Annotated in this window: 20 protein-coding genes; 12 read left to right on the top strand and 8 right to left on the bottom strand. The window is 53.1% G+C overall.

The genetic code is table 11. The features are described 5' to 3' along the window. Positions 1–26 precede the first annotated feature (26 nt). The 6 genes from murC (at position 27) to lpxC (ending at position 6,864) form a co-directional block, all read left to right on the top strand. Positions 27–1,502 (top strand): UDP-N-acetylmuramate--L-alanine ligase, encoded by a 1,476-nt coding sequence (murC, locus tag SC206_RS17010; protein ID WP_332738978.1) that lies wholly within the window; start codon positions 27–29, stop codon positions 1,500–1,502. A 16-nt stretch (positions 1,503–1,518) separates the two neighbouring features. Next, positions 1,519–2,448, top strand: a complete 930-nt coding sequence (locus tag SC206_RS17005) for a D-alanine--D-alanine ligase (protein ID WP_332739179.1) — start codon at positions 1,519–1,521, stop codon at positions 2,446–2,448. Position 2,449: 1 nt separating this feature from the next. After that, entirely contained in the window at positions 2,450–3,355 is a 906-nt protein-coding gene (gene ftsQ, locus SC206_RS17000) for a cell division protein FtsQ (protein ID WP_332738976.1), read from the top strand. Then, on the top strand, positions 3,352–4,608 hold the full coding sequence (ftsA, locus tag SC206_RS16995; RefSeq protein ID WP_009634688.1) for a cell division protein FtsA: 1,257 nt from the start codon (positions 3,352–3,354) through the stop codon (positions 4,606–4,608). The genes ftsQ and ftsA overlap by 4 nt, the downstream gene beginning before the upstream one ends. Positions 4,609–4,680: 72 nt before the next feature. Further along, positions 4,681–5,835, top strand: coding sequence for a cell division protein FtsZ (gene ftsZ / locus SC206_RS16990; protein ID WP_332738953.1), 1,155 nt, complete (start codon positions 4,681–4,683; stop codon positions 5,833–5,835). Between the two features lie 111 nt (positions 5,836–5,946). Beyond that, positions 5,947–6,864 carry a UDP-3-O-acyl-N-acetylglucosamine deacetylase gene (lpxC, locus tag SC206_RS16985; RefSeq protein ID WP_332738952.1) on the top strand — a complete coding sequence of 306 codons (918 nt, stop codon included), beginning with the start codon at positions 5,947–5,949 and terminating at the stop codon, positions 6,862–6,864. 13 nt (positions 6,865–6,877) lie between these two features. Here lpxC and SC206_RS16980 read toward each other — a convergent pair whose 3' ends face one another. Then, positions 6,878–7,423: a DUF721 domain-containing protein gene (locus SC206_RS16980; RefSeq protein WP_332738951.1), complete on the bottom strand. Its 546-nt coding sequence runs from the start codon at positions 7,421–7,423 to the stop codon at positions 6,878–6,880. 28 nt (positions 7,424–7,451) lie between these two features. On the opposite strand from SC206_RS16980, the gene secM reads away from it, so the two are divergent. The 4 genes from secM (at position 7,452) to SC206_RS16960 (ending at position 12,366) form a co-directional block, all read left to right on the top strand. Then, entirely contained in the window at positions 7,452–7,997 is a 546-nt protein-coding gene (gene secM / locus SC206_RS16975) for a secA translation cis-regulator SecM (RefSeq protein WP_332738949.1), read from the top strand. A gap of 207 nt (positions 7,998–8,204) precedes the next feature. Next, entirely contained in the window at positions 8,205–10,925 is a 2,721-nt protein-coding gene (secA, locus tag SC206_RS16970; protein ID WP_332738947.1) for a preprotein translocase subunit SecA, read from the top strand. A 136-nt stretch (positions 10,926–11,061) separates the two neighbouring features. After that, complete coding sequence (gene mutT, locus SC206_RS16965; protein ID WP_332739176.1) at positions 11,062–11,457, top strand: 8-oxo-dGTP diphosphatase MutT; 396 nt, start codon at positions 11,062–11,064, stop codon at positions 11,455–11,457. Positions 11,458–11,703: 246 nt separating this feature from the next. Next, a complete protein-coding gene (locus tag SC206_RS16960; protein ID WP_332738945.1) occupies positions 11,704–12,366 on the top strand; it encodes a hypothetical protein in 663 nt (220 codons plus the stop codon). A gap of 224 nt (positions 12,367–12,590) precedes the next feature. Here the strand turns inward: SC206_RS16960 and yacG are convergent, their stop codons facing one another. The 3 genes from yacG to coaE are packed head-to-tail and all read right to left on the bottom strand — an operon-like array spanning position 12,591 to position 14,175. After that, a complete protein-coding gene (yacG, locus tag SC206_RS16955; RefSeq protein WP_332738943.1) occupies positions 12,591–12,791 on the bottom strand; it encodes a DNA gyrase inhibitor YacG in 201 nt (66 codons plus the stop codon). A 9-nt stretch (positions 12,792–12,800) separates the two neighbouring features. Then, the gene (gene zapD / locus SC206_RS16950) at positions 12,801–13,553 is read right to left on the bottom strand and encodes a cell division protein ZapD (protein ID WP_332738941.1); all 753 of its coding nucleotides are present in this window, start codon (positions 13,551–13,553) and stop codon (positions 12,801–12,803) included. Continuing rightward, positions 13,546–14,175, bottom strand: coding sequence for a dephospho-CoA kinase (coaE, locus tag SC206_RS16945; RefSeq protein WP_332738939.1), 630 nt, complete (start codon positions 14,173–14,175; stop codon positions 13,546–13,548). The genes zapD and coaE overlap by 8 nt, the downstream gene beginning before the upstream one ends. Positions 14,176–14,442: 267 nt before the next feature. On the opposite strand from coaE, the gene SC206_RS16940 reads away from it, so the two are divergent. Then, positions 14,443–15,483, top strand: coding sequence for a GMP reductase (locus SC206_RS16940; RefSeq protein WP_332738937.1), 1,041 nt, complete (start codon positions 14,443–14,445; stop codon positions 15,481–15,483). 102 nt (positions 15,484–15,585) lie between these two features. Here the strand turns inward: SC206_RS16940 and hofC are convergent, their stop codons facing one another. The 4 genes from hofC to nadC form a co-directional block, all read right to left on the bottom strand. Next, positions 15,586–16,782, bottom strand: coding sequence for a protein transport protein HofC (gene hofC, locus SC206_RS16935; protein ID WP_332738935.1), 1,197 nt, complete (start codon positions 16,780–16,782; stop codon positions 15,586–15,588). After that, the gene (gene gspE / locus SC206_RS16930; RefSeq protein ID WP_332738934.1) at positions 16,763–18,220 is read right to left on the bottom strand and encodes a type II secretion system protein GspE; all 1,458 of its coding nucleotides are present in this window, start codon (positions 18,218–18,220) and stop codon (positions 16,763–16,765) included. The genes hofC and gspE overlap by 20 nt, the downstream gene beginning before the upstream one ends. Beyond that, a complete protein-coding gene (gene ppdD / locus SC206_RS16925) occupies positions 18,217–18,747 on the bottom strand; it encodes a prepilin peptidase-dependent pilin (RefSeq protein ID WP_332738933.1) in 531 nt (176 codons plus the stop codon). Before ppdD ends, gspE begins: the two co-directional genes overlap by 4 nt. A gap of 202 nt (positions 18,748–18,949) precedes the next feature. Further along, positions 18,950–19,843: a carboxylating nicotinate-nucleotide diphosphorylase gene (nadC, locus tag SC206_RS16920; RefSeq protein ID WP_332738932.1), complete on the bottom strand. Its 894-nt coding sequence runs from the start codon at positions 19,841–19,843 to the stop codon at positions 18,950–18,952. A gap of 92 nt (positions 19,844–19,935) precedes the next feature. On the opposite strand from nadC, the gene ampD reads away from it, so the two are divergent. Then, a complete protein-coding gene (ampD, locus tag SC206_RS16915; RefSeq protein ID WP_332738929.1) occupies positions 19,936–20,502 on the top strand; it encodes a 1,6-anhydro-N-acetylmuramyl-L-alanine amidase AmpD in 567 nt (188 codons plus the stop codon). Positions 20,503–20,520: the final 18 nt, after the last annotated feature.

The raw sequence follows: 20,520 nt of genomic DNA, 5'->3' as shown, positions 1-20,520 counted from the left end.
ATTAAATGAAAAGGTTTAAGAGAAACGTGAATACACAACAATTGGCGAAACTGCGTACCTTCGTGCCCGAGATGCATCGCGTCCGGCACATACACTTTGTTGGCATCGGTGGTGCCGGCATGGGTGGTATCGCCGAAGTGTTGGCCAATGAAGGCTATCAAATTAGTGGTTCCGATCTGGCGCCGAATCCGGTGACTCAGCAGCTCTCTGCGCTGGGCGCGACGATCTATTTCAATCATCGTCCCGAAAACGTGCTGGATGCGAGTGTGGTGGTGGTCTCTACGGCAATCGCTGCCGATAACCCGGAGCTGATTGCAGCAAGAGAAGCGCGTATTCCCGTGATTCGCCGTGCCGAAATGCTGGCCGAGCTGATGCGTTTCCGCCACGGTATTGCCGTCGCCGGAACGCACGGTAAAACCACGACGACCGCGATGGTGACCAGCATTTACGCCGAGGCCGGACTCGATCCCACCTTCGTCAATGGCGGTTTGGTGAAAGCGGCAGGTACTCACGCGCGTCTGGGTTCGAGCCGTTTTCTGATTGCCGAAGCCGACGAAAGCGACGCCTCGTTCCTGCATTTGCAGCCGATGGTCGCTATCGTGACCAACATCGAAGCGGATCACATGGACACCTATCAGGGTGACTTCGAGATCCTCAAGCAGACCTTTATTAACTTCCTGCACAACCTGCCGTTTTATGGCCGTGCGGTGATGTGTATCGACGATCCGGTGATTCGCGAGCTTTTGCCGCGCGTAGGCCGTCACGTGACGACTTACGGTTTCAGCGAAGATGCCGACGTCTTTATCGAAGACTATCGTCAGGTTGGCGCGCAGGGTCACTTTACCGTGCGTCGTCAGGACAAAACGCCAATCGAGGTGATGCTGAACTCGCCGGGCCGTCATAACGCATTGAACGCAGCGGCCGCCATTGCCGTGGCGACAGACGAAAACATCAGTGATGACGCGATTCTGACCGCGCTGGCCGGTTTCCAGGGCACGGGTCGCCGTTTCGATTTCCTCGGCGAATATCCGCTGGAGAACGTGAATGGCAAAAGCGGCAGCGCGATGCTGGTCGACGATTACGGTCATCATCCGACCGAAGTTGACGCGACTATCAAAGCCGCGCGCGCCGGTTGGGAAGACAAGCGTCTGGTGATGGTCTTCCAGCCGCACCGTTACACGCGTACTCGCGACCTGTATGAAGATTTCGCCAACGTGCTGTCACAGGTCGATTTGCTGGTAATGCTCGACGTCTATGCCGCGGGCGAAACGCCGATTCCGGGCGCAGACAGCCGTTCGCTGTGTCGCACTATTCGCGCACGCGGCAAGCTGGACCCGATTCTGGTCTCAGATATCGACGCGGTGCCGGGCATTCTGGCCCCTATCCTCGACGCCAACGACCTGATTCTGGTTCAGGGCGCGGGAAATATTGGCAAGGTGGCTCGCAAACTGGCCGAACAAAAGTTGCAGGCGGTCAAGAAGGAAGATGAGCACTATGTCTAATACTATTTCGAACACTATGCCGAATAAAAGCAATAAAGTGGCGGTGCTGTTTGGCGGGACTTCTGCCGAACGCGACGTGTCATTACAGTCGGGCGCTGCCGTTCTGGCGGGCCTGCGCGAAGCCGGGATCGACGCCCACGGGGTTGATACCAAAACGTTTTCCGTGACCCGTCTCAAAGACGAAGGTTACGACAAAGTCTTTATCGCGCTGCACGGTCGCGGCGGGGAAGATGGCACGCTGCAAGGCGTTCTTGAGCACCTCGAGCTGCCTTATACCGGCAGCGGCGTGATGGCCTCTGCGCTGACCATGGACAAATTCCGCACCAAGCTGGTGTGGCAATCGCTGGGTCTGCCGGTGGCGCCGTTTGTAGCATTAAATAAAAAGCAGCTTGGGGAAGCAGGGCAGGGCGCACTGCGCGCGAGCATCGACGCCTTGGGTCTGCCTCTGATAGTCAAGCCGAGCCGCGAAGGTTCCAGCGTCGGCATGAGCAAGGTGAGTAAGCCCGAAGAGCTGCTGCCTGCGCTGGAAGAGGCATTTCGTCACGACGACAACCTGCTGATTGAGAAATGGTTGAGCGGTTCGGAATTCACCGTCGCGATTATTGGTTCGCAGGTGATGCCGTCGATTCGCATTCAGCCAGCGGGCATCTTCTACGATTATCAGGCGAAATATATCTCTGACGAGACGCAGTATTTTTGCCCGAGCGGTCTCGATGCTTCTCAGGAGCAGGAACTGGCCGAGCTGGCATTGCAAGCCTACCGCGCGCTGGATTGCAGCGGCTGGGGACGTGTCGATGTCATGCAGGACGGCGAAGGTCGCTTCAATTTGCTTGAAGTCAATACATCACCGGGCATGACCAGCCATAGTTTGGTGCCGATGGCGGCCAAACAGGCGGGACTGAGTTTCCCGCAGCTGGTGGCCCGCATTCTGGAGCTCGCCGACTGATATGTCTCAAGCTGCCCTAAATGCACGCGAACGCGCGACGAAGGCCGAAAGCCAAGGCCGACGCAGTAACGGCGGCCAGCTGGCAGGCATGCTGTTCCTGCTGATGGTGCTGGCCACTATCGGCTGGAGTGCCTGGGCGGTACTGAGCTGGATGGACGACGCCAAACGCACGCCGCTATCAGAACTGGTGGTGACCGGCGATCGTCACTACACCAGCAATGACGACATTCGTCAGGCCATTTTGTCGCTGGGCGAGCCCGGCACCTTTATGACGCAGGACGTAAACGTCATTCAGCAGCAGATCGAACGTCTGCCGTGGATCAAGCAGGTCAGCGTGCGCAAGCAGTGGCCGAACGAATTAAAGATCCATCTGGTGGAATATGTGCCGGTGGCGCACTGGAACGATCTGCACATGATGGATGCCGAGGGTAAGGCGTTCAGCATTCCGGCCGAGCGGGTCGTGAAACAGAAGATGCCGCTGCTATACGGACCGGAAGGCAGTGAACAGGACGTTTTGCAGGGTTATCAGACTATGAGTCAGCAGCTTGCCGCCGCTTCGTCGGTAGGCAAGTTTACGGTGAAGTCCGTGTCGATGACGGCGCGTCATTCCTGGCAGATTACGCTGGACGACGACACCCGTATCGATTTGGGAAGAGACGATCGTAATGGTCGTCTTCAACGCTTTATCGACCTTTATCCGCGACTGAAACAGCAGGCGGATGCTGACAATAAACGTATCAGCTATGTTGATTTGCGTTATGAAAGCGGTGCGGCTGCAGGTTGGGCCCCGGCGTTTATTGAACAAGATGGCGGCGATGGACAAAAAGCCGGTCAGCAGGGCAATGTTCAGCAAAACAACATTCAGCAAAACAACAAGCAGAATCAGGCACAGGCTAAACAACAATGATCAAGTCGACGGACAGAAAACTGGTAGTTGGGCTGGAGATCGGTACGGCAAAGGTAGCTGCACTGGTAGGGGAAGTTCTGCCCGATGGCATGGTCAATATTATCGGTGTGGGAAGCTGTCCTTCACGGGGCATGGACAAGGGCGGGGTGAATGACCTCGAATCAGTCGTAAAATGCGTTCAGCGTGCGATTGATCAGGCCGAGTTAATGGCGGACTGCCAAATTTCCTCTGTTTACCTGGCGCTGTCTGGTAAACATATCAGTTGTCAGAATGAAATAGGGATGGTTCCTATTTCAGAAGAGGAAGTAACACAGGAAGATGTAGAAAACGTGGTGCATACCGCTAAATCGGTACGCGTTCGTGACGAGCATCGAGTGTTGCACGTTATTCCTCAGGAATACGCCATCGATTATCAGGAAGGCATTAAAAATCCGGTCGGACTTTCGGGCGTGCGCATGCAGGCAAAAGTTCACCTGATTACCTGCCACAATGATATGGCGAAGAACATCGTCAAAGCGGTTGAACGCTGCGGTTTAAAAGTGGATCAACTGATTTTTGCGGGCTTGGCCGCAAGTTATGCAGTATTAACTGAAGACGAACGTGAGCTAGGCGTTTGTGTCGTTGATATCGGCGGCGGTACTATGGATATTGCCGTATATACTGGCGGCGCACTGCGCCATACTAAGGTTATCCCGTACGCGGGTAACGTGGTCACCAGCGATATCGCGTACGCGTTTGGCACACCGCCAACCGACGCCGAAGCCATCAAGGTTCGCCACGGTTGCGCGTTAGGGTCGATTGTCGGCAAAGACGAAAACGTCGAAGTGCCGAGCGTGGGTGGACGTCCACCGCGCAGCCTGCAGCGTCAGACGCTCGCAGAGGTAATCGAACCGCGTTACACCGAACTGCTGAACCTGGTGAACGACGAGATTTTGCAGTTGCAGGAACAGTTACGCCAACAGGGCGTAAAACACCATTTGGCCGCCGGTATCGTATTAACGGGTGGCGCAGCACAAATTGATGGTCTGGCAGCCTGTGCGCAACGGGTATTCCATACCCAGGTGCGCATTGGTCAACCTTTGAACATCACCGGGCTGACAGACTACGCGCAGGAACCCTACTACTCAACCGCTGTAGGGCTGCTGCACTATGGTAAAGAGTCTCACCTCAGTGGTGAGGCGGAAGTGGAAAAACGCGCCTCAGTGGGCAATTGGTTCAAAAGAATCAACAGTTGGCTGAGAAAAGAGTTTTAATGTTTCAACAACGGGATCATAGTGGAGTGTATTGGTGATCCCGAAGCGACAGGCACAAAACGGAGAGAAACTATGTTTGAACCTATGGAACTGACCAACGACGCGGTGATTAAAGTCATCGGCGTCGGTGGTGGTGGTGGTAACGCCGTCGAGCACATGGTGCGTGAGCGCATCGAAGGCGTTGAATTCTTTGCCGTTAACACCGACGCTCAGGCGTTGCGTAAAACGGCTGTAGGCCAGACAATCCAGATTGGTAGCGGTATTACCAAAGGTCTGGGTGCTGGAGCGAACCCTGAAGTGGGTCGCAACTCCGCCGAAGAAGACCGTGAAGCCCTGCGAGTTGCACTCGAAGGCGCAGACATGGTGTTCATCGCGGCAGGTATGGGTGGTGGCACCGGTACAGGCGCTGCGCCTGTTGTTGCCGAAGTAGCAAAAGATTTAGGTATTCTGACCGTCGCCGTTGTGACCAAGCCTTTCAATTTCGAAGGCAAGAAGCGCATGGCCTTCGCGGAGCAGGGTATCGCCGAGCTGTCCAAGCACGTTGACTCACTGATCACCATCCCGAACGATAAATTGCTTAAAGTTCTGGGTCGCGGTATCTCTCTTCTCGACGCTTTCGGTGCGGCCAATGACGTACTTAAAGGCGCGGTGCAGGGTATTGCCGAGCTGATCACCCGTCCGGGCCTGATGAACGTCGACTTTGCCGACGTGCGCACCGTAATGTCTGAAATGGGCTACGCGATGATGGGTTCTGGCGTGGCGTGCGGTGAAGACCGTGCCGAAGAAGCGGCCGAAATGGCGATTTCCAGCCCGTTGCTGGAAGATATCGACCTGTCTGGCGCGCGCGGCGTGCTGGTCAACATTACTGCGGGCTTCGACCTGCGTCTTGATGAGTTCGAAACCGTGGGTAACACCATCCGTGCTTTCGCCTCTGACAACGCCACCGTGGTAATCGGTACTTCCCTTGACCCGGAAATGAACGACGAACTGCGTGTTACTGTGGTAGCAACCGGTATTGGCATGGACAAACGTCCAGAAATCACCCTGGTGACCAACAAGCCTGCCAGCCAGCCGGTTATGGACCATCGTTACCAGCAGCACGGCATGTCGCCGCTGCCGCAGGAAACCAAGCCAGCCGCCAAAGTGGTCAACGAGCCAAGCACGCAATCCAGCAAAGAGCCTGATTATCTGGATATCCCGGCGTTCCTGCGCAAGCAGGCAGACTAATTTCAGCGAATTGTCTGAATTTGGGTATCTCCGCTCTTTGTGCTAAACTGTCCCGCCGATCATAAGGTATCCTTAGGTCGGTTGGATGGATAACATTGCGAGATAAAAACGATGATCAAACAACGTACATTAAAACGTATCGTTCAGGCGACGGGTGTCGGTTTACATACCGGTAAGAAAGTCACCTTGACCTTGCGACCTGCACCGGCTAACACCGGGGTCATCTATCGTCGCACTGACTTGAATCCACCGGTAGATTTCCCGGCAGATGCAAAATCCGTGCGTGATACCATGCTCTGTACTTGCCTGGTTAATGAGCATGACGTACGTATTTCTACGGTTGAACACCTTAATGCGGCACTGGCTGGCCTTGGCATTGATAACATCATTATCGAAGTCGACGCGCCCGAAGTGCCGATTATGGACGGCAGCGCCGCGCCATTCGTCTATCTGTTGATGGATGCTGGCATTGAGCTTCTGAACAGCGCTAAAAAGTTTGTTCGCATCAAGGAAACGGTTCGCGTTGAAGATGGCGATAAATGGGCTGAGATGAAACCTTATAACGGTTTCTTCCTGGACTGGACTATCGACTTCAACCACCCGGCAATTGAAGGCGACACCAAGCGCTATCAGCTCGAGTTCTCGGCTGAATCTTTTGTTCGCCAGATTAGCAGAGCCCGTACTTTCGGATTCGTACGTGATATCGAGTATTTGCAGTCACGCGGTTTGTGCCTGGGTGGCAGCTTTGATTGCGCGATTGTGGTAGATGATTACCGCGTGCTTAATGAAGACGGTCTGCGTTTTGAAGATGAATTCGTTCGTCACAAAATGCTGGACGGCATCGGTGACCTGTTCATGTGTGGCTACAACATTATTGGCGCTGTAAGCACCTATAAGTCAGGCCACGCGCTGAACAACAAGTTGCTGCAAGCCGTGTTGGCGAAGCAGGAAGCCTGGGAATTTGTTACCTTCCAGGATGAAGCCGAAGTGCCATTGGCCTTCAAAGCGCCTTCTGCCGTATTCGCGTAAATCGGTACTGATATTACTTATTACGACTGGTTGTCTTGGCACCCTCTCCGGCCATTTCAGCCAGTCGTTCTAATGCTTTTCTGAGTTTTTCCGGGCTTCGGCTCGCCAGTTGTCGTAGTTCATCCGCACTTTGTCTGCTTAATTGCCTTACCGGCGGTAACGGACCCTTTGATTCTCCCGTCTTCTCGTCCATGCGATAATAATTTTCGTTTTTCTGCGATAAGTTTTCACTTTTTGCCATGAGCGAAGGATTAATCCTGATGTCGATCGAAGACAATGATGGTAGTATTTGCGCTCGAAGTGCAGAGAGAAGCGCCGGTTGTTCATAACGTAAGCGCATCATCCAGCTGGCATTTGCTATCTCTAGCACCAAAACACCCTGGCGATAATTACCGACTCGGCACCACGGTTGCATTTGAGTAGGTAACAGACTTTTAACCGTGCGATCGAGCTTGAGTAACGCGGCCGCGCGCTGTTGAACTACCCGTAAAGGGCTTTGTCCCGCGGCTGTAGCGTCATCGAACAGGATATCTAATAATTGTGGGCGGCTGTTACGCATTGACGGGCTCCGGCGGATTGTAAAACTTGTGATTGGTATTCTAAATCGTTGGCGACAATTTGGCAGAAAGTATTTTTGGCCGCATCTCCTGTTGGGGATGGTCGCGGCGAGCTTCGGCGTGTCGACGAATCTTTCACAAACCGAGCTGTCCAGTGTAACCAATACCTCCTCAAGTCTGAACCGTTTAAATATCGGCAGTCGCGGGCTGACCAATCTGGTCTGGCTTCAGGCCCATCGCCGCGCTTCATTTGGCGTCGACTATTGGCAGCAGCATGCACTGCGCACGGTCATCCGTCACCTTTCTTTTGCGCTGTCGCCTCAGGTTGTCACCTATAACGTTGTCAGCCAGGATAACGATTTAGCCGAGGTTGAACCTCTTCACGTACAACAGCTTGCGCTGCTGGTTACGCTGAATTCGCTGCTAACGCATGAAACACGTTCACCTATTATCGTCCGCGACCCGCGCCAGTTGCGGCTCTCGGCTTCCGATAAGCATCAACCCAAACTCTGGCTTGCCAATACGCTTGGCATCCGCGCCGGACCCGCTGCAAGCCCTTCCTCTTTCTCGCTATAGTCGCGTCGATTTCCTTTTATTATTATTCGGTAAATCAACGTATTACGTCTGCGCGAGAAATCTATTGGGTTTCAATAATCCGATGATCGTTTCTTTTCGTTGGTCTCTTTTGTTAAGCATGGCACAAGCACAATTATGCGCCGGCAAGATCAATAAGTACCTATAAATAGTGGCCGCCACGAGTGGCTCAGAGAGAAATCAAGAATCATGTTAAGCAAAATTTTAACCAAAGTTTTTGGTAGTCGTAATGACCGTACCCTGCGCCGCATGCGCAAAGTAGTCGATCAGGTAAACCGTCTGGAGCCTGAAGTTCAGGCGATGTCCGACGAACAGCTGCGCGCTAAAACCGACGAGTTTCGCGCGCGTCTGGCGAAAGGTGAGGTTCTTGAATCGCTGATCCCAGAAGCCTTTGCCGTGGTCCGCGAATCAAGTAAGCGCGTGTTCGGCATGCGTCACTTCGACGTACAGCTGCTCGGTGGTATGGTGCTGAACGAACGCTGTATCGCGGAAATGCGTACCGGTGAAGGTAAAACCCTTACCGCAACGCTGCCCGCCTACCTGAATGCCCTGAGCGGCAAAGGCGTTCACGTGGTTACCGTGAATGACTATCTGGCCCAGCGCGATGCCGAAAACAACCGCCCACTGTTCGAGTTCCTTGGCCTGACCGTCGGTATTAACCTGCCAAACATGCCTGCACCGGAAAAACGTGCGGCCTACGCGGCAGACATCACTTACGGCACCAACAACGAATACGGCTTCGACTATCTGCGCGACAACATGGCGTTCAGCATCGAAGAGCGCGTGCAGCGTAAACTGCATTACGCGCTGGTGGATGAGGTTGACTCCATTCTTATCGATGAAGCGCGTACGCCGCTTATCATCTCTGGTCCTGCCGAAGACAGCTCCGAGATGTATATCCGCGTCGACAAGCTGATCCCTAAACTGATCCGTCAGGAAAAAGAAGATTCCGACACCTTCCAGGGTGAAGGTCACTTCTCCGTCGACGAAAAAGCGCGTCAGGTTCACCTGACCGAACGCGGTCTGATCCTCATCGAAGAGATGATGGCCGACGCGGGCATCATGGAAGAGGGCGAATCACTCTACTCGCCGAGCAACATCATGCTGATGCACCACGTGACCGCCGCACTGCGCGCCCACGTGCTCTTCACCCGTGACGTTGATTACATCGTGAAAGACGGCGAAGTGATTATCGTCGACGAACACACCGGCCGTACCATGCAGGGTCGTCGCTGGTCCGACGGTCTGCATCAGGCCGTTGAAGCCAAAGAGCGCGTGGATATTCAAAACGAAAACCAGACGCTGGCTTCCATCACCTTCCAGAACTACTTCCGTCTGTATGAAAAACTGGCCGGCATGACCGGTACTGCGGATACCGAAGCCTTCGAATTCAGCGCTATCTACAAGCTGGATACCATCGTGGTGCCAACCAACCGCCCAATGCAGCGTAAAGATTTGCCAGACCTGGTCTACATGACCGAGATGGAAAAAATCGGCGCGATCATTGAAGACATCAAAGAGCGTAGCGCCAACGGCCAGCCAATTCTGGTCGGTACCGCGTCAATCGAGAAGTCTGAAGTGGTCTCTCACGAGCTGACCAAAGCCGGTATCGAACACAGCGTTCTGAACGCCAAGTTCCACGCCAAAGAGGCAGATATCGTTGCGCAGGCCGGCCAGCCGAGCCGCGTGACCATTGCAACCAACATGGCGGGTCGTGGTACGGATATCGTGCTCGGCGGCAGCTGGCAGGTTGAGATCGAAAATCTTGGCGAAGAAGTGACGCCAGAGCAAATCGCCAGCATCAAAGAAGCTTGGAACGTGCGTCACGAAGCCGTGCTGGCTTCCGGCGGTCTGCACATCATCGGCACCGAACGTCACGAATCGCGCCGTATCGATAACCAGCTGCGCGGCCGTGCCGGTCGTCAGGGTGATGCCGGTTCATCCCGCTTCTACCTGTCGATGGAAGATCCATTAATGCGTATCTTCGCCTCCGACCGCGTGACCGGCATGATGCGCAAGCTGGGCATGAAGCCGGGCGAAGCCATTGAGCACCCGTGGGTGACCAAGGCGATTGCCAACGCACAGCGTAAAGTTGAAAGCCGTAACTACGACATGCGTAAGCAGCTGCTGGAATACGATGACGTGGCAAACGATCAGCGCCGCGCGATTTACACCCAGCGTAACGAACTGCTGGACGTAACGGACGTGAGCGAAACCATCGCCAGCATTCGCGAAGACGTGTTCAAGAGCACCATCGACAGCTTCATCCCGCCGCAGTCTCTTGAAGAGATGTGGGATGTAGAAGGTCTGGAACAGCGCCTGAAAAACGATTTCGAGCTGGAAATGCCGATCAGAGAGTGGCTGGACAAAGAACCCGAGCTGCATGAAGAGACGCTGCGCGAGCGCATTCTGCAAAACGCCAAAGAAGCTTACACCCTTAAGGAAGAAGTCGTTGGCCTCGAGATGATGCGCAACTTCGAGAAAGGCGTGATGCTGCAAACGCTTGATTCCCTCTGGAAAGAGCACCTTGCCGCGATGGATTATCTGCGTCAGGGTATTCACCTGCGTGGTTATGCGCAGAAAGATCCGAAGCAGGAATACAAGCGTGAATCCTTCGCCATGTTCGCTGCGATGCTGGAATCCCTTAAGTATGAAGTCGTTAGCGTACTGAGCAAGGTTCAGGTTCGTATGCCGGAAGAAGTGGAAGCGATGGAAGAGCAGCGTCGTGAAGAAGCCGAACGTCTGGCACAGCAGCAACAGCTGAGCCACGTGGCGTCGCTTGAAGACGAGCTCTCTACTACTGGTAATTCTTCTTCTGCCGCCGCCGATCGTAAAGTTGGCCGCAACGATCCGTGCCCTTGTGGATCCGGCAAGAAATACAAACAGTGCCACGGACGTCTGCAGAACTAATCCTTCTGTTTAACGTGCTTGAGTAAGCAATAAATAGAAGAGGGCGGCTAATCACCGCCCTTTTTTTTACGGCATCAATGATAAAATATCCATTTTGAAGCGCCTTCGGAAGAGGGTTGAGGTAGTGACTGTGACGTTGAAACAATTGAATATCTCGGTGGGGATTATTCGTAACACAAACCATGAGATTTTTATTACCCAGCGCGATGCCTCATCGCACATGGCCGGTTTCTGGGAGTTTCCGGGCGGCAAGATTGAAAGTGGTGAAACGGCGGCCCAAGCGTTGATTCGTGAATTACAGGAAGAAGTGGGCATCGATACGCGCGATCCCGTGGCAGTCCGCACGCTGCAACATACTTTTCCGGATCGGATTGTGAACCTGCATTTCTTTCTGGTCGAAAGCTGGAATGGTGAACCTTACGGCAAAGAGGGTCAGCCGAAACGCTGGGTTGCCCAATCCGCGCTTAAAGAAAGTGATTTCCCGCCTGCGAATGCCGAAATTATATTATTATTGCTTGCAGGTAAAATCTAATAAAATGTTAATGGGTGTTATTACTAATACACGTTAATTAACATGAGTTAAGTTTTTTAACGAAGCCTTATTTAAATGACGAGGCTAGGCAATCATTGTATTATCGCTGCACTCTGTTTATACCAATAGAGTAAACATCTAGTGCAGCATAACCGTTGTTATAATATATTTTTAATTTGCTGAGTAGCAGGCTAAATTAAATTAAAAGTTATGCTGAGAGGAATGCTTTATAAAAGGAGGTAAAGTATGTCTGTCGGTAATGTATTATTTTCGAGAAGTTTAATTCCCCTGCAAAGAGTTTTTCATACGATAAGCAAAAATGTAGGAAAGATGTTTGGGAATATCAAAGGCGTTAATAACGCCAAAGCGGCGATGAAATCACAAGCGCCAATGGCTCCGTTGGTAAATGGGTTATATGGTGATAAGAATCATACCCGCATCAATCTTAACCAGGTTAAGGAGTTGAAAGCATACATTGCTCGCGAACCTATCTACGCGCAGATCAACAAGCAGCCTAAAATGCTGATTGCAGAGCAATTCGTGCAAACTGCTTCAACGACTTATGCCACCGTCAACCACTCTTCAGATGCCACCATTAACCATTCTTCAGACGTTGTTAAGCCTGTTATTAAAAACGGTTACCTCATCAAAACCGTCCTGGATTTTACAAATGCTGTTCATGACTTAAAAATAAAAGATGAAAGTTGCTTGTTTGCCAGAACTAAACTTTTTGGAAAATTACATGATCTAGGTACACAACCTGAAAAAGAGGTGGTTTTAGCAAAAATTCGCGAAATAAAGGATGACATACGCGGCGCGGATAAGTTGGTTACAGGTAGATATCCACAAGAGTTTAATGATGCATTCGAAAGGTTTGAAGGTGCTTTTAGAGCTGATTCACAGGCTTAGTTAATACAACGAAAAAAATAGCTTTTTTTAAAACCATTTCCAAAGGCAAAGCATGATTTTGCAGTTATTTCTCCTGCATTGAATAATTACTTTTAAACCAATCCAAAAATAATAAAGGGCAGGTTCCTGCCCTTTTTGACTTCGCTAATTTAATTAAAATTATTGATCACGTTCTTATTGATCATGTAACTATTGATCACGTTTTTATTGATCATGTTAAACAACTATTTGAGCTCTTCTTCACTCCAGTCGTCGAGATCGTTGATATCCCCTTTACTCGGAATACGTTTCTCTTCGTCGGCCCATTCGCCGAGGTCAATCAGCTGACAACGTTTGCAGCAGAAAGGGCGGTAAGGGCTTTGCTCACCCCAAACTACGGTTTTGCCACAGGTTGGGCAGTTTACTTTAATAACGTCGTTACTCATGTTCAGCTCCTAGCAGCAGGCAAGTTCAAAATTAAGTCGGGCCGGCACCTGGCCTTTTTCGCTGTCCAAAGGCAGGAAGCGAATGGCGTAACGCGTCTTGTGGCCTGACACTTGCGGGTAAAGCTGATGCTCGAGGGAGAGGCGCAAACGCAGCAGGTCGGCATCTTCCGCGTTGTCCTGAAAGAAACCGTTGAGGCTTATCTGGTTGCGGAAAGGCCCAGACTGACGAATCAAATCCAGCACGCTGGTCAGTGCATTGTGCAACGGCGTCAGCGATGACAGCCACTTTTGCACGTCGTTATCGCGCAGTGACTGCGGCATATGCAGCCAAATGTGCAGAGTAGGCAGGTCGAAACTGCAACAACCGCCCGGAATGCTCAACCGCTGTTTAACCAGCGCAATCAGGCGATCTTCTTTCAGCGCCTGACCCATTCTCGGCGCGCTCATCAGCACGGCACCCGTCTCTTTCAACTCGGCACGCAGCTCGTGAATGCGCGCCATATCCACACCCGGGACATCGGCCCACAGCAGCAGTTTTTGCTGTTGGCGCTCAAGCTCTTTCAACAGATCGGTACGAACTTCGCCGCGCTCCAGCACGTCCAGCAAATCGGAAACGGTGCGGAAAAAGGTCAGGGCGGGCGCAATGGCGCTCAGCTGCGCATTGGCATAGAGCTGCTCTAATAGAAATTCGATACGCAACCAGGTGCGCATCTTTTCATTTAAAGGATGTTCAAAGAGAACGGTAGAAACCACATCACTCATTCTTGTTAATATCCTGTCGGGTCGCTGAAGCCGCTAATTGCAGATAGCGGCTATGTAATGAAGCAACACGCGGCTCGATCGTCTCGGGACCACCGTTGTTATCAATAATGTCGTCCGCACACTCCAGCCTTTGCTGGCGCGGGACCTGTGCAGCGATTATGTTTTCTGCCTGCTGACGACTAACGCCATCGCGGCTGACTGTTCGTGCGAGCTGAACGTCGTGGTTGACGTCAATGACGAGTACCCGATTCGCCTCGCTCTGCAATCCATTTTCGATGAGCAGCGGCACGACCCAAAGCACGTACGGCGTGGTCGCGTTGTTAATCAAACGCTGCGTTTCGGCCTGAATCACGGGATGAAGAAGCTGATTGACCCACTGCTTGGCAGCGCCGTCGCTGAAAATAATTTCACGCAGGCGAGGACGATTCAAAGAACCGTCCTGTTGCAGGATTTGTTGACCAAATTTTTCGGCCAAGGCATTGAGAGCCGGTGTCGCAGGCTCGACCACCTGACGGGCAATAACGTCGGCATCGACCAGCGTAACACCCAGCCGTGCAAACGCGTTGGAGACGGTGGTTTTGCCGCTTCCTATCCCGCCGGTGAGTGCAACAATATAAGTCATGCTTCTACTCTACAATGTTCGATAACGTAAATGATAAAGAGATCGGCAGTAAGTGCAAGCCGCGTTCCCTCTCTATTTCCCGATGTTTTGAATATTTTAATTTTTGAGAAATTCCCCTAGCCAAAATGGCGAACTGTGAAGCGTCATGCAAAACCGCCCCTTGCCGTATGGCGATTCACGAGTATGATTAAACCACTGGAAAAGGTGCAAATCGACTTTTGCCTGCCGGCGTAAATGGCGGGTTTCTAGCCCAAACCAGGACATATCATGCGTATTGAAGAAGATTTAAAGTTAGGTTTTAAAGACGTCCTCATTCGTCCAAAGCGCTCTACCCTCAAGAGCCGTTCAGAAGTTGAACTCGAACGTACATTCACCTTTAAACACTCTGGCCACAGCTGGTCCGGCACGCCGATTATTGCCGCCAATATGGACACGGTCGGCACGTTTAGCATGGCTGAAGCGCTTGCCTCTTTCGGCTTGCTGACTGCGGTGCATAAACATTACAGCGTGGAACAGTGGCAGGCATTCATTGCGCTGAGCAGTGAAAAAGTCTTGCAGAACGTAATGGTCTCAACCGGCACCTCCGAAGACGATTTCCACAAGACGCTGAAAATCCTCTCGCTTTCGCCGCTGCTGAAATTTATCTGTCTCGATGTGGCAAACGGCTATTCCGAGCATTTTGTCTCGTTTCTGGTGCGCATGCGCGAAGCCTGTCCCGACAAAGTTATCTGTGCGGGCAACGTGGTGACGGGCGAAATGGTCGAAGAGCTGATTCTATCGGGTGCCGATATTGTTAAAGTCGGCATCGGTCCAGGTTCCGTCTGCACCACGCGGGTAAAAACTGGCGTGGGCTATCCGCAGTTGTCAGCCGTCATTGAATGTGCCGATGCGGCGCACGGCCTTGGTGGACAAATCGTCAGCGACGGCGGCTGCGCGGTGCCCGGCGACGTGGCGAAAGCGTTTGGCGGCGGCGCAGATTTCGTGATGCTCGGCGGTATGCTCGCGGCGCACGACGAATGTGAAGGCACGATCGTGGAAGAGCAGGGCGAGAAATTTATGCTGTTTTACGGCATGAGCTCCGAGTCGGCGATGAAACGCCACGTCGGCGGCGTCGCGAAATATCGCGCGGCGGAAGGCAAAACGGTCAAGCTGCCGCTGCGAGGTCCGGTCGATGAAACGGTGCGCGATATTTTGGGTGGCCTGCGTTCTGCCTGCACCTATGTAGGCGCGGAACGTTTAAAAGAGCTAACCAAACGCACCACCTTTATTCGAGTGGCAGAGCAGGAAAACCGCCTGTTCGGCAAGTAATCTCTCGTTAATGATAATTGAACCGCAGGCCCGTTTAGTGGAGGGATCCTGCGGTTCAATGGCTCAATAGAGAAAGTAACTTTTTGATATAAATATAATCTCTCAGTTCATTGCCGCGCCCAGATTAAAGATGGGCAGATACATCGCAATCACCAAGCCTCCCACTACGACGCCCATAAACAGCATCATCAAGGGTTCGATTTTCTGCGCCATTCCGTCGGCCAGCTCGTTCGCCTGCTCGGCGTGCCAGTGCGCCAGCTTTTCCAGCAATGAATCGAGTGACCCGGACTCCTCGCCAATCCTGACCAACTGCCGACACAATGGCGGGAACAGCGGCGATTCCGTCAGTGCCTTGTGCAATGGAATTCCCCGCGTCAGGCAATGATTAAGCTCTCCGACGGCGCGTTTATAATGCAAATTTCCTATCGACGATTCGGCAGCCTGTAGCCCGTCGCTCAGCGTCATGCCCGCGTGCTGGGTCAAAACCAGCGTTTGAAACAGCTGACAGAGACAGCCGTAGCCAATCAGTTTCTTTACCAGCGGCAGCCTTAATAGCAGGCTTTGCTCGCGCCATCGCCATTTTTCCTGCGGATGCAGATAATGAACATAGAGCCAGCCTGCCGCCGCCGCCAGCATCGCAAAAGCGGGTCCGAAACGCACGATGCCCTCCGAACCCGTGATTAATACGCGGGTAAACCAAGGCAGTTCGGCATCAAAGGAGGCGTAGATTTTGGCGAATTCCGGCAGCACCATGGTCAACATCAGCAGCGTAATACCGGTGGCAATACACATTACAATCAGCGGGTAACGCAACGCCTTCTTTACCCGTTTCTGGAGCAGCATGACCTGCTCCTGCTGTACGGCGAGCTGAAGACAGCAGCTGTCGAGCTGGCCCGTTAATTCGCCGATGGCAATCACCTGTGAATAAATCGGCGGAAAAACGGCGGGATAATGGCGCATCACGCTAGAAAGCGGCTGCCCTTCGTTGACCTTTTTCACCATCTCGCCAAGCACGCAGCACCAGGCGGCGATGGGATGATCGCTTGCCAGCAGATTCAGGCTTAGCGTCAACGGCAGGCCGGTTTGCAGCAGAGTCGCCAGTTGGCGAATAAACCCGATGCGCTCTCGGTTTTTCCAAAAACCGTCGCGCAGTTTGAGCGATTTTTTTATTACGATCGGCTGAAGCCCGCTTTGCACCAGCTGATTCAAAATCTCCTGCGGCTGCGTCGACAGGCTTTCGCCACAGTGCAAGGTGCCCGGCTCGTCGACCGCCTGCCACTTAAACAGATACAGGCTCACGGGTCGCTCCTTCTCCTATCACCCGATAAAGCTCGGCAAGAGAAGTCACGCCTTGCTCCACCAGCGCAATGCCCGAAGCAAACAGCGTTTGCTGGCTTTGCGTGGTAGCAATTTCCGCCAGCCTCTGCGAATCGGCACCTTTGACCAGTGCCTGTTGCAGCTTTGGACTGTTTTCGAGCATCTCGTAAATGCCGACCCGCCCGTAATAACCCGAAAAGCAGTGCGCGCAGCCCGTTGCCTGCCACGCATCAATCGGGCGCGGCGAGGCCTCTTCAGGGGTTTTTATCAGCGCTCGCTCGAACGATTTACAGTGCGGGCAGAGCTTTCGCACCAGCCTTTGCGCAATCACCAGCCGCAGGCTGGCGGCAATCTGATAGCCTTCGATACCCATCTGCGCCAGCCTGACCAGCGTTTCCGTCGTTGAGTTGGTATGCAAGGTTGAAAGCACCAGATGGCCCGTTTGCGAGGCCTTCACCGCGATTTCGGCGGTCTCGGCATCGCGGATTTCACCAATCATGATGACGTCGGGATCTTGCCTTAACAGCGATCGCAGCACGCGGGCGAAATCGAGCGAGGTCTTGCTGTTAACCTGAGTTTGATTAATGCCGCGCACCGGAATTTCGACCGGATCTTCCACGCTGCAAATATTGCGGCCAACGGTATTAAGATGGCGCAGGCCGGTATAAAGCGTGACGGTTTTGCCGCTCCCCGTCGGCCCCGTCACTAAAATCAGCCCCTGCGGTTTTTCGAGCGCCGAAAAGTATTGTTGCTGTTCGATTGCAGAAAAGCCCAGCTGCGCCATCGACAGCTCCTGCTGCGTTCTGTCGAGGATCCGCAGCACAATTTTTTCGCCGTACAGCACCGGCAGCGACGAGATGCGCAGCGAATAGCGCTGCCTGTCACAAGCCACCGCCATTTGCCCGTCCTGCGGCAGGCGATGCTCCGCAACGTTAAGTTGGCCCATGATTTTCAGTCGGGCAATCACGCTGGCAGCGAGTGAAAAGTCGGGCGGCGTTATCTCCTGCAAGACGCCGTCGATGCGCAGCCGAACCCGTAACAGCTGCTCGAAAGGTTCGAAATGAACGTCAGACGCGCGGCGTTGAATCGCCAGCTTTAGCGTTTGATTGAGAAACTGCACCACCGGAATCTTGCTGTTTTCGTCGAGGTCGTAATCTTCGTTTTGGCCTGTCGCGCCGCTTTCTGTCAACGGCGTTTCAATCTGACTTAACGCGCGCTCTATCCGCGTTTGCGGCCAATATTCTACAAAGACTTTCAGCGCGCAGGTAAAGCGCAGCGCGGCCAGCAGCGCGGGAGTATCGGTACTTTGCTGATGACAGGCGACGCGTAAATTATCGTTTTCGATACTAATAAACACCGCGCCAAAATGCTGGCACTGCTGCGCCAGCGTGGCTTTTAGCGTGTCATTATCCGTATTCATTGGCGGGCACCGGCGTCAGTGAAATGGAAGATTTGCTTGCAGGAATCGACAAGGCCCTGATTGCCCGCGTGGGTACATTGGCGTGTCCAGTCGATGCTGCCGTCGGTGCTGTTAATGACCGGAGTCATGACGACTTTGAGGCCGTTTAACGCTTGTTGACCCGAAAGGGTAATGATTCCGGCCTGTACCAAAACGTCGCTGACGTAGCGTGAAGCCTTGCTGAGGGGAATATTGGAGACACCGTTATTGCAGCTCGCCAGTTCGCCTAAATCGATGCTGCAAAGTTCGCTGGCAGTTTTATACGGCACCATGGTTTGCAGCATGTCGGTCAGGGCGGCTTTCTGGGTGTAAGACTGATAGGCCGGAATGCCGATGCCGCTGAGAATGCCAATGATGCCGATGACCACCATCAGCTCAATTAACGAGAATCCGCGTTGGTAATCCGTCGGAGCGCGCTCTTGAGGCAAAATGACAGGTAATGAGAAAAAGTGTGATGAGAGGAAACGAGCCAAGAAAAAGTGTTGCATGATGTTCTCCAGTGCGTGAGGGGGTTGAGAGAGTAGCTAAAAGATGACTCAAACTACCCAGCAGCCAGAACCGGCACCAGCGACAAAAAATCAGCGCCCGCGACGTCGCGCAAAGAGAATGGGGGAGAAGACAGAAGACGACAAAAAAGTGGAATAGAGCTCGCAAATCCCCCGCCGTTAAGCAGGGGAGAAGGGTCAGGGATCAGCGAAAGCGCATCGACAAATCGAGTGCGCGAACGTGCTTGGTCAGCGCGCCAACGGAGATAAAATCGACGCCGGTTTCGGCGAATTCACGCAGCGTGTAATCGGTGACGTTGCCTGAAATCTCTAGCAGCGCGCGACCTGCGGTGATAGCCACGCTTTCGCGCATCATCTCGAGGGTGAAATTATCCAGCATGATGATATCGGCACCGGCGTCGAGCGCGGCCTCAAGCTCGACAATATTTTCTACCTCGACTTCAACCGGCACATCGGCGTGGATCCACAGCGCGCGTTCGACGGCAGCCTTGATGGTGCCGCAGGCAATAATGTGGTTTTCCTTAATCAGGAAGGCATCGGCCAGCCCAAGACGATGATTGCTGCCGCCGCCGCACAGCACGGCGTATTTCAGCGCAGTGCGCAGGCCGGGCAAGGTTTTACGGGTGTCGAGCAGGCGCGTTTTGGTGCCTTCGAGCAGTTTGACGTAGCGGTTGACCACGGTGGCCACGCCCGACAGCGTTTGCACGAAATTCAGCGCGGTTCTTTCGCCGGTCAGCAGCAGGCGCGCAGGGCCGGTGATATCAAACAGCGGCTGGTTTTCGACTAGCACGTCGCCATCTTTGACCCGCCATTGAATTTTGACTTTACCTTGTCCGAGTTGCTGGAACACTTCATTGACCCAGGCTTCGCCGCAGAACACGCCAGCTTCGCGGGTCAAAACGGTGCCGTGGGCCAGTTTGTCGGCAGGAAGCAGCTGCGCGGTTAAATCTCGATTGGCATCCACTTCGCCACCCAAGTCTTCACGCAGGGCCTGCGCCACGGAAAGGGGAATATCATGTTGAATACGGTCGAGTAACTCGGCGCGGCGACTTTCCATGCTGTAGCTGCGAGTGGGCATACAAAACTCCGAAATGGCGGGTGGATTATAAAAAAAACATGCTACCCTTTTGCCATTGCAAGTACCATATTTACGGCGCATCGAGGTCATTAATGCAGGTAGAACAAGGTTGGATCACAGACGCGCGGCAGGTGATCTCTCCGCATTGCGATAATCGTCCAGACGATGAAAAGCCTTCGTTGCTGGTTATCCACAATATCAGCCTGCCGCCCGGAAAATTTGGCGGACCTTATATCGATCAGCTGTTTACCGGCACGCTCAATCCTCTTGATGATCCCTTTTTCGAGCAAATCCATCAGCTTCGCGTGGCGGCGCACTGCCTGATTCGTCGCGACGGTGAAATTGTGCAATACGTGCCTTTTGATAAACGAGCTTGGCATGCTGGGGTGTCGAGCTGGCAGGGCCGAGAGCGCTGCAATGACTTCTCTATCGGCATCGAGCTTGAAGGGACCGACTTAGAGCCGTTTACCGAGGCGCAATATCAGAGTTTACTTAAGGTTAGCGATTTGATACTAAGGCACTATCCTGTAAATACGCAGCACATTACCGGTCACAGCGATATTGCCCCCGGGCGGAAAACCGACCCTGGTCCGCACTTCGATTGGTCACGCTACCTTAATGGTTTAAAAGGTAATGATGTAGAACAGTCGATGCCTTAAACCCGTCTCGTTGCCCTC

This window comes from Rouxiella sp. T17, from assembly GCF_036663475.1.
Classification (GTDB): Bacteria; Pseudomonadota; Gammaproteobacteria; order Enterobacterales; family Enterobacteriaceae; genus Rouxiella.
This window is presented reverse-complemented; position numbering and strand designations above follow the sequence as displayed.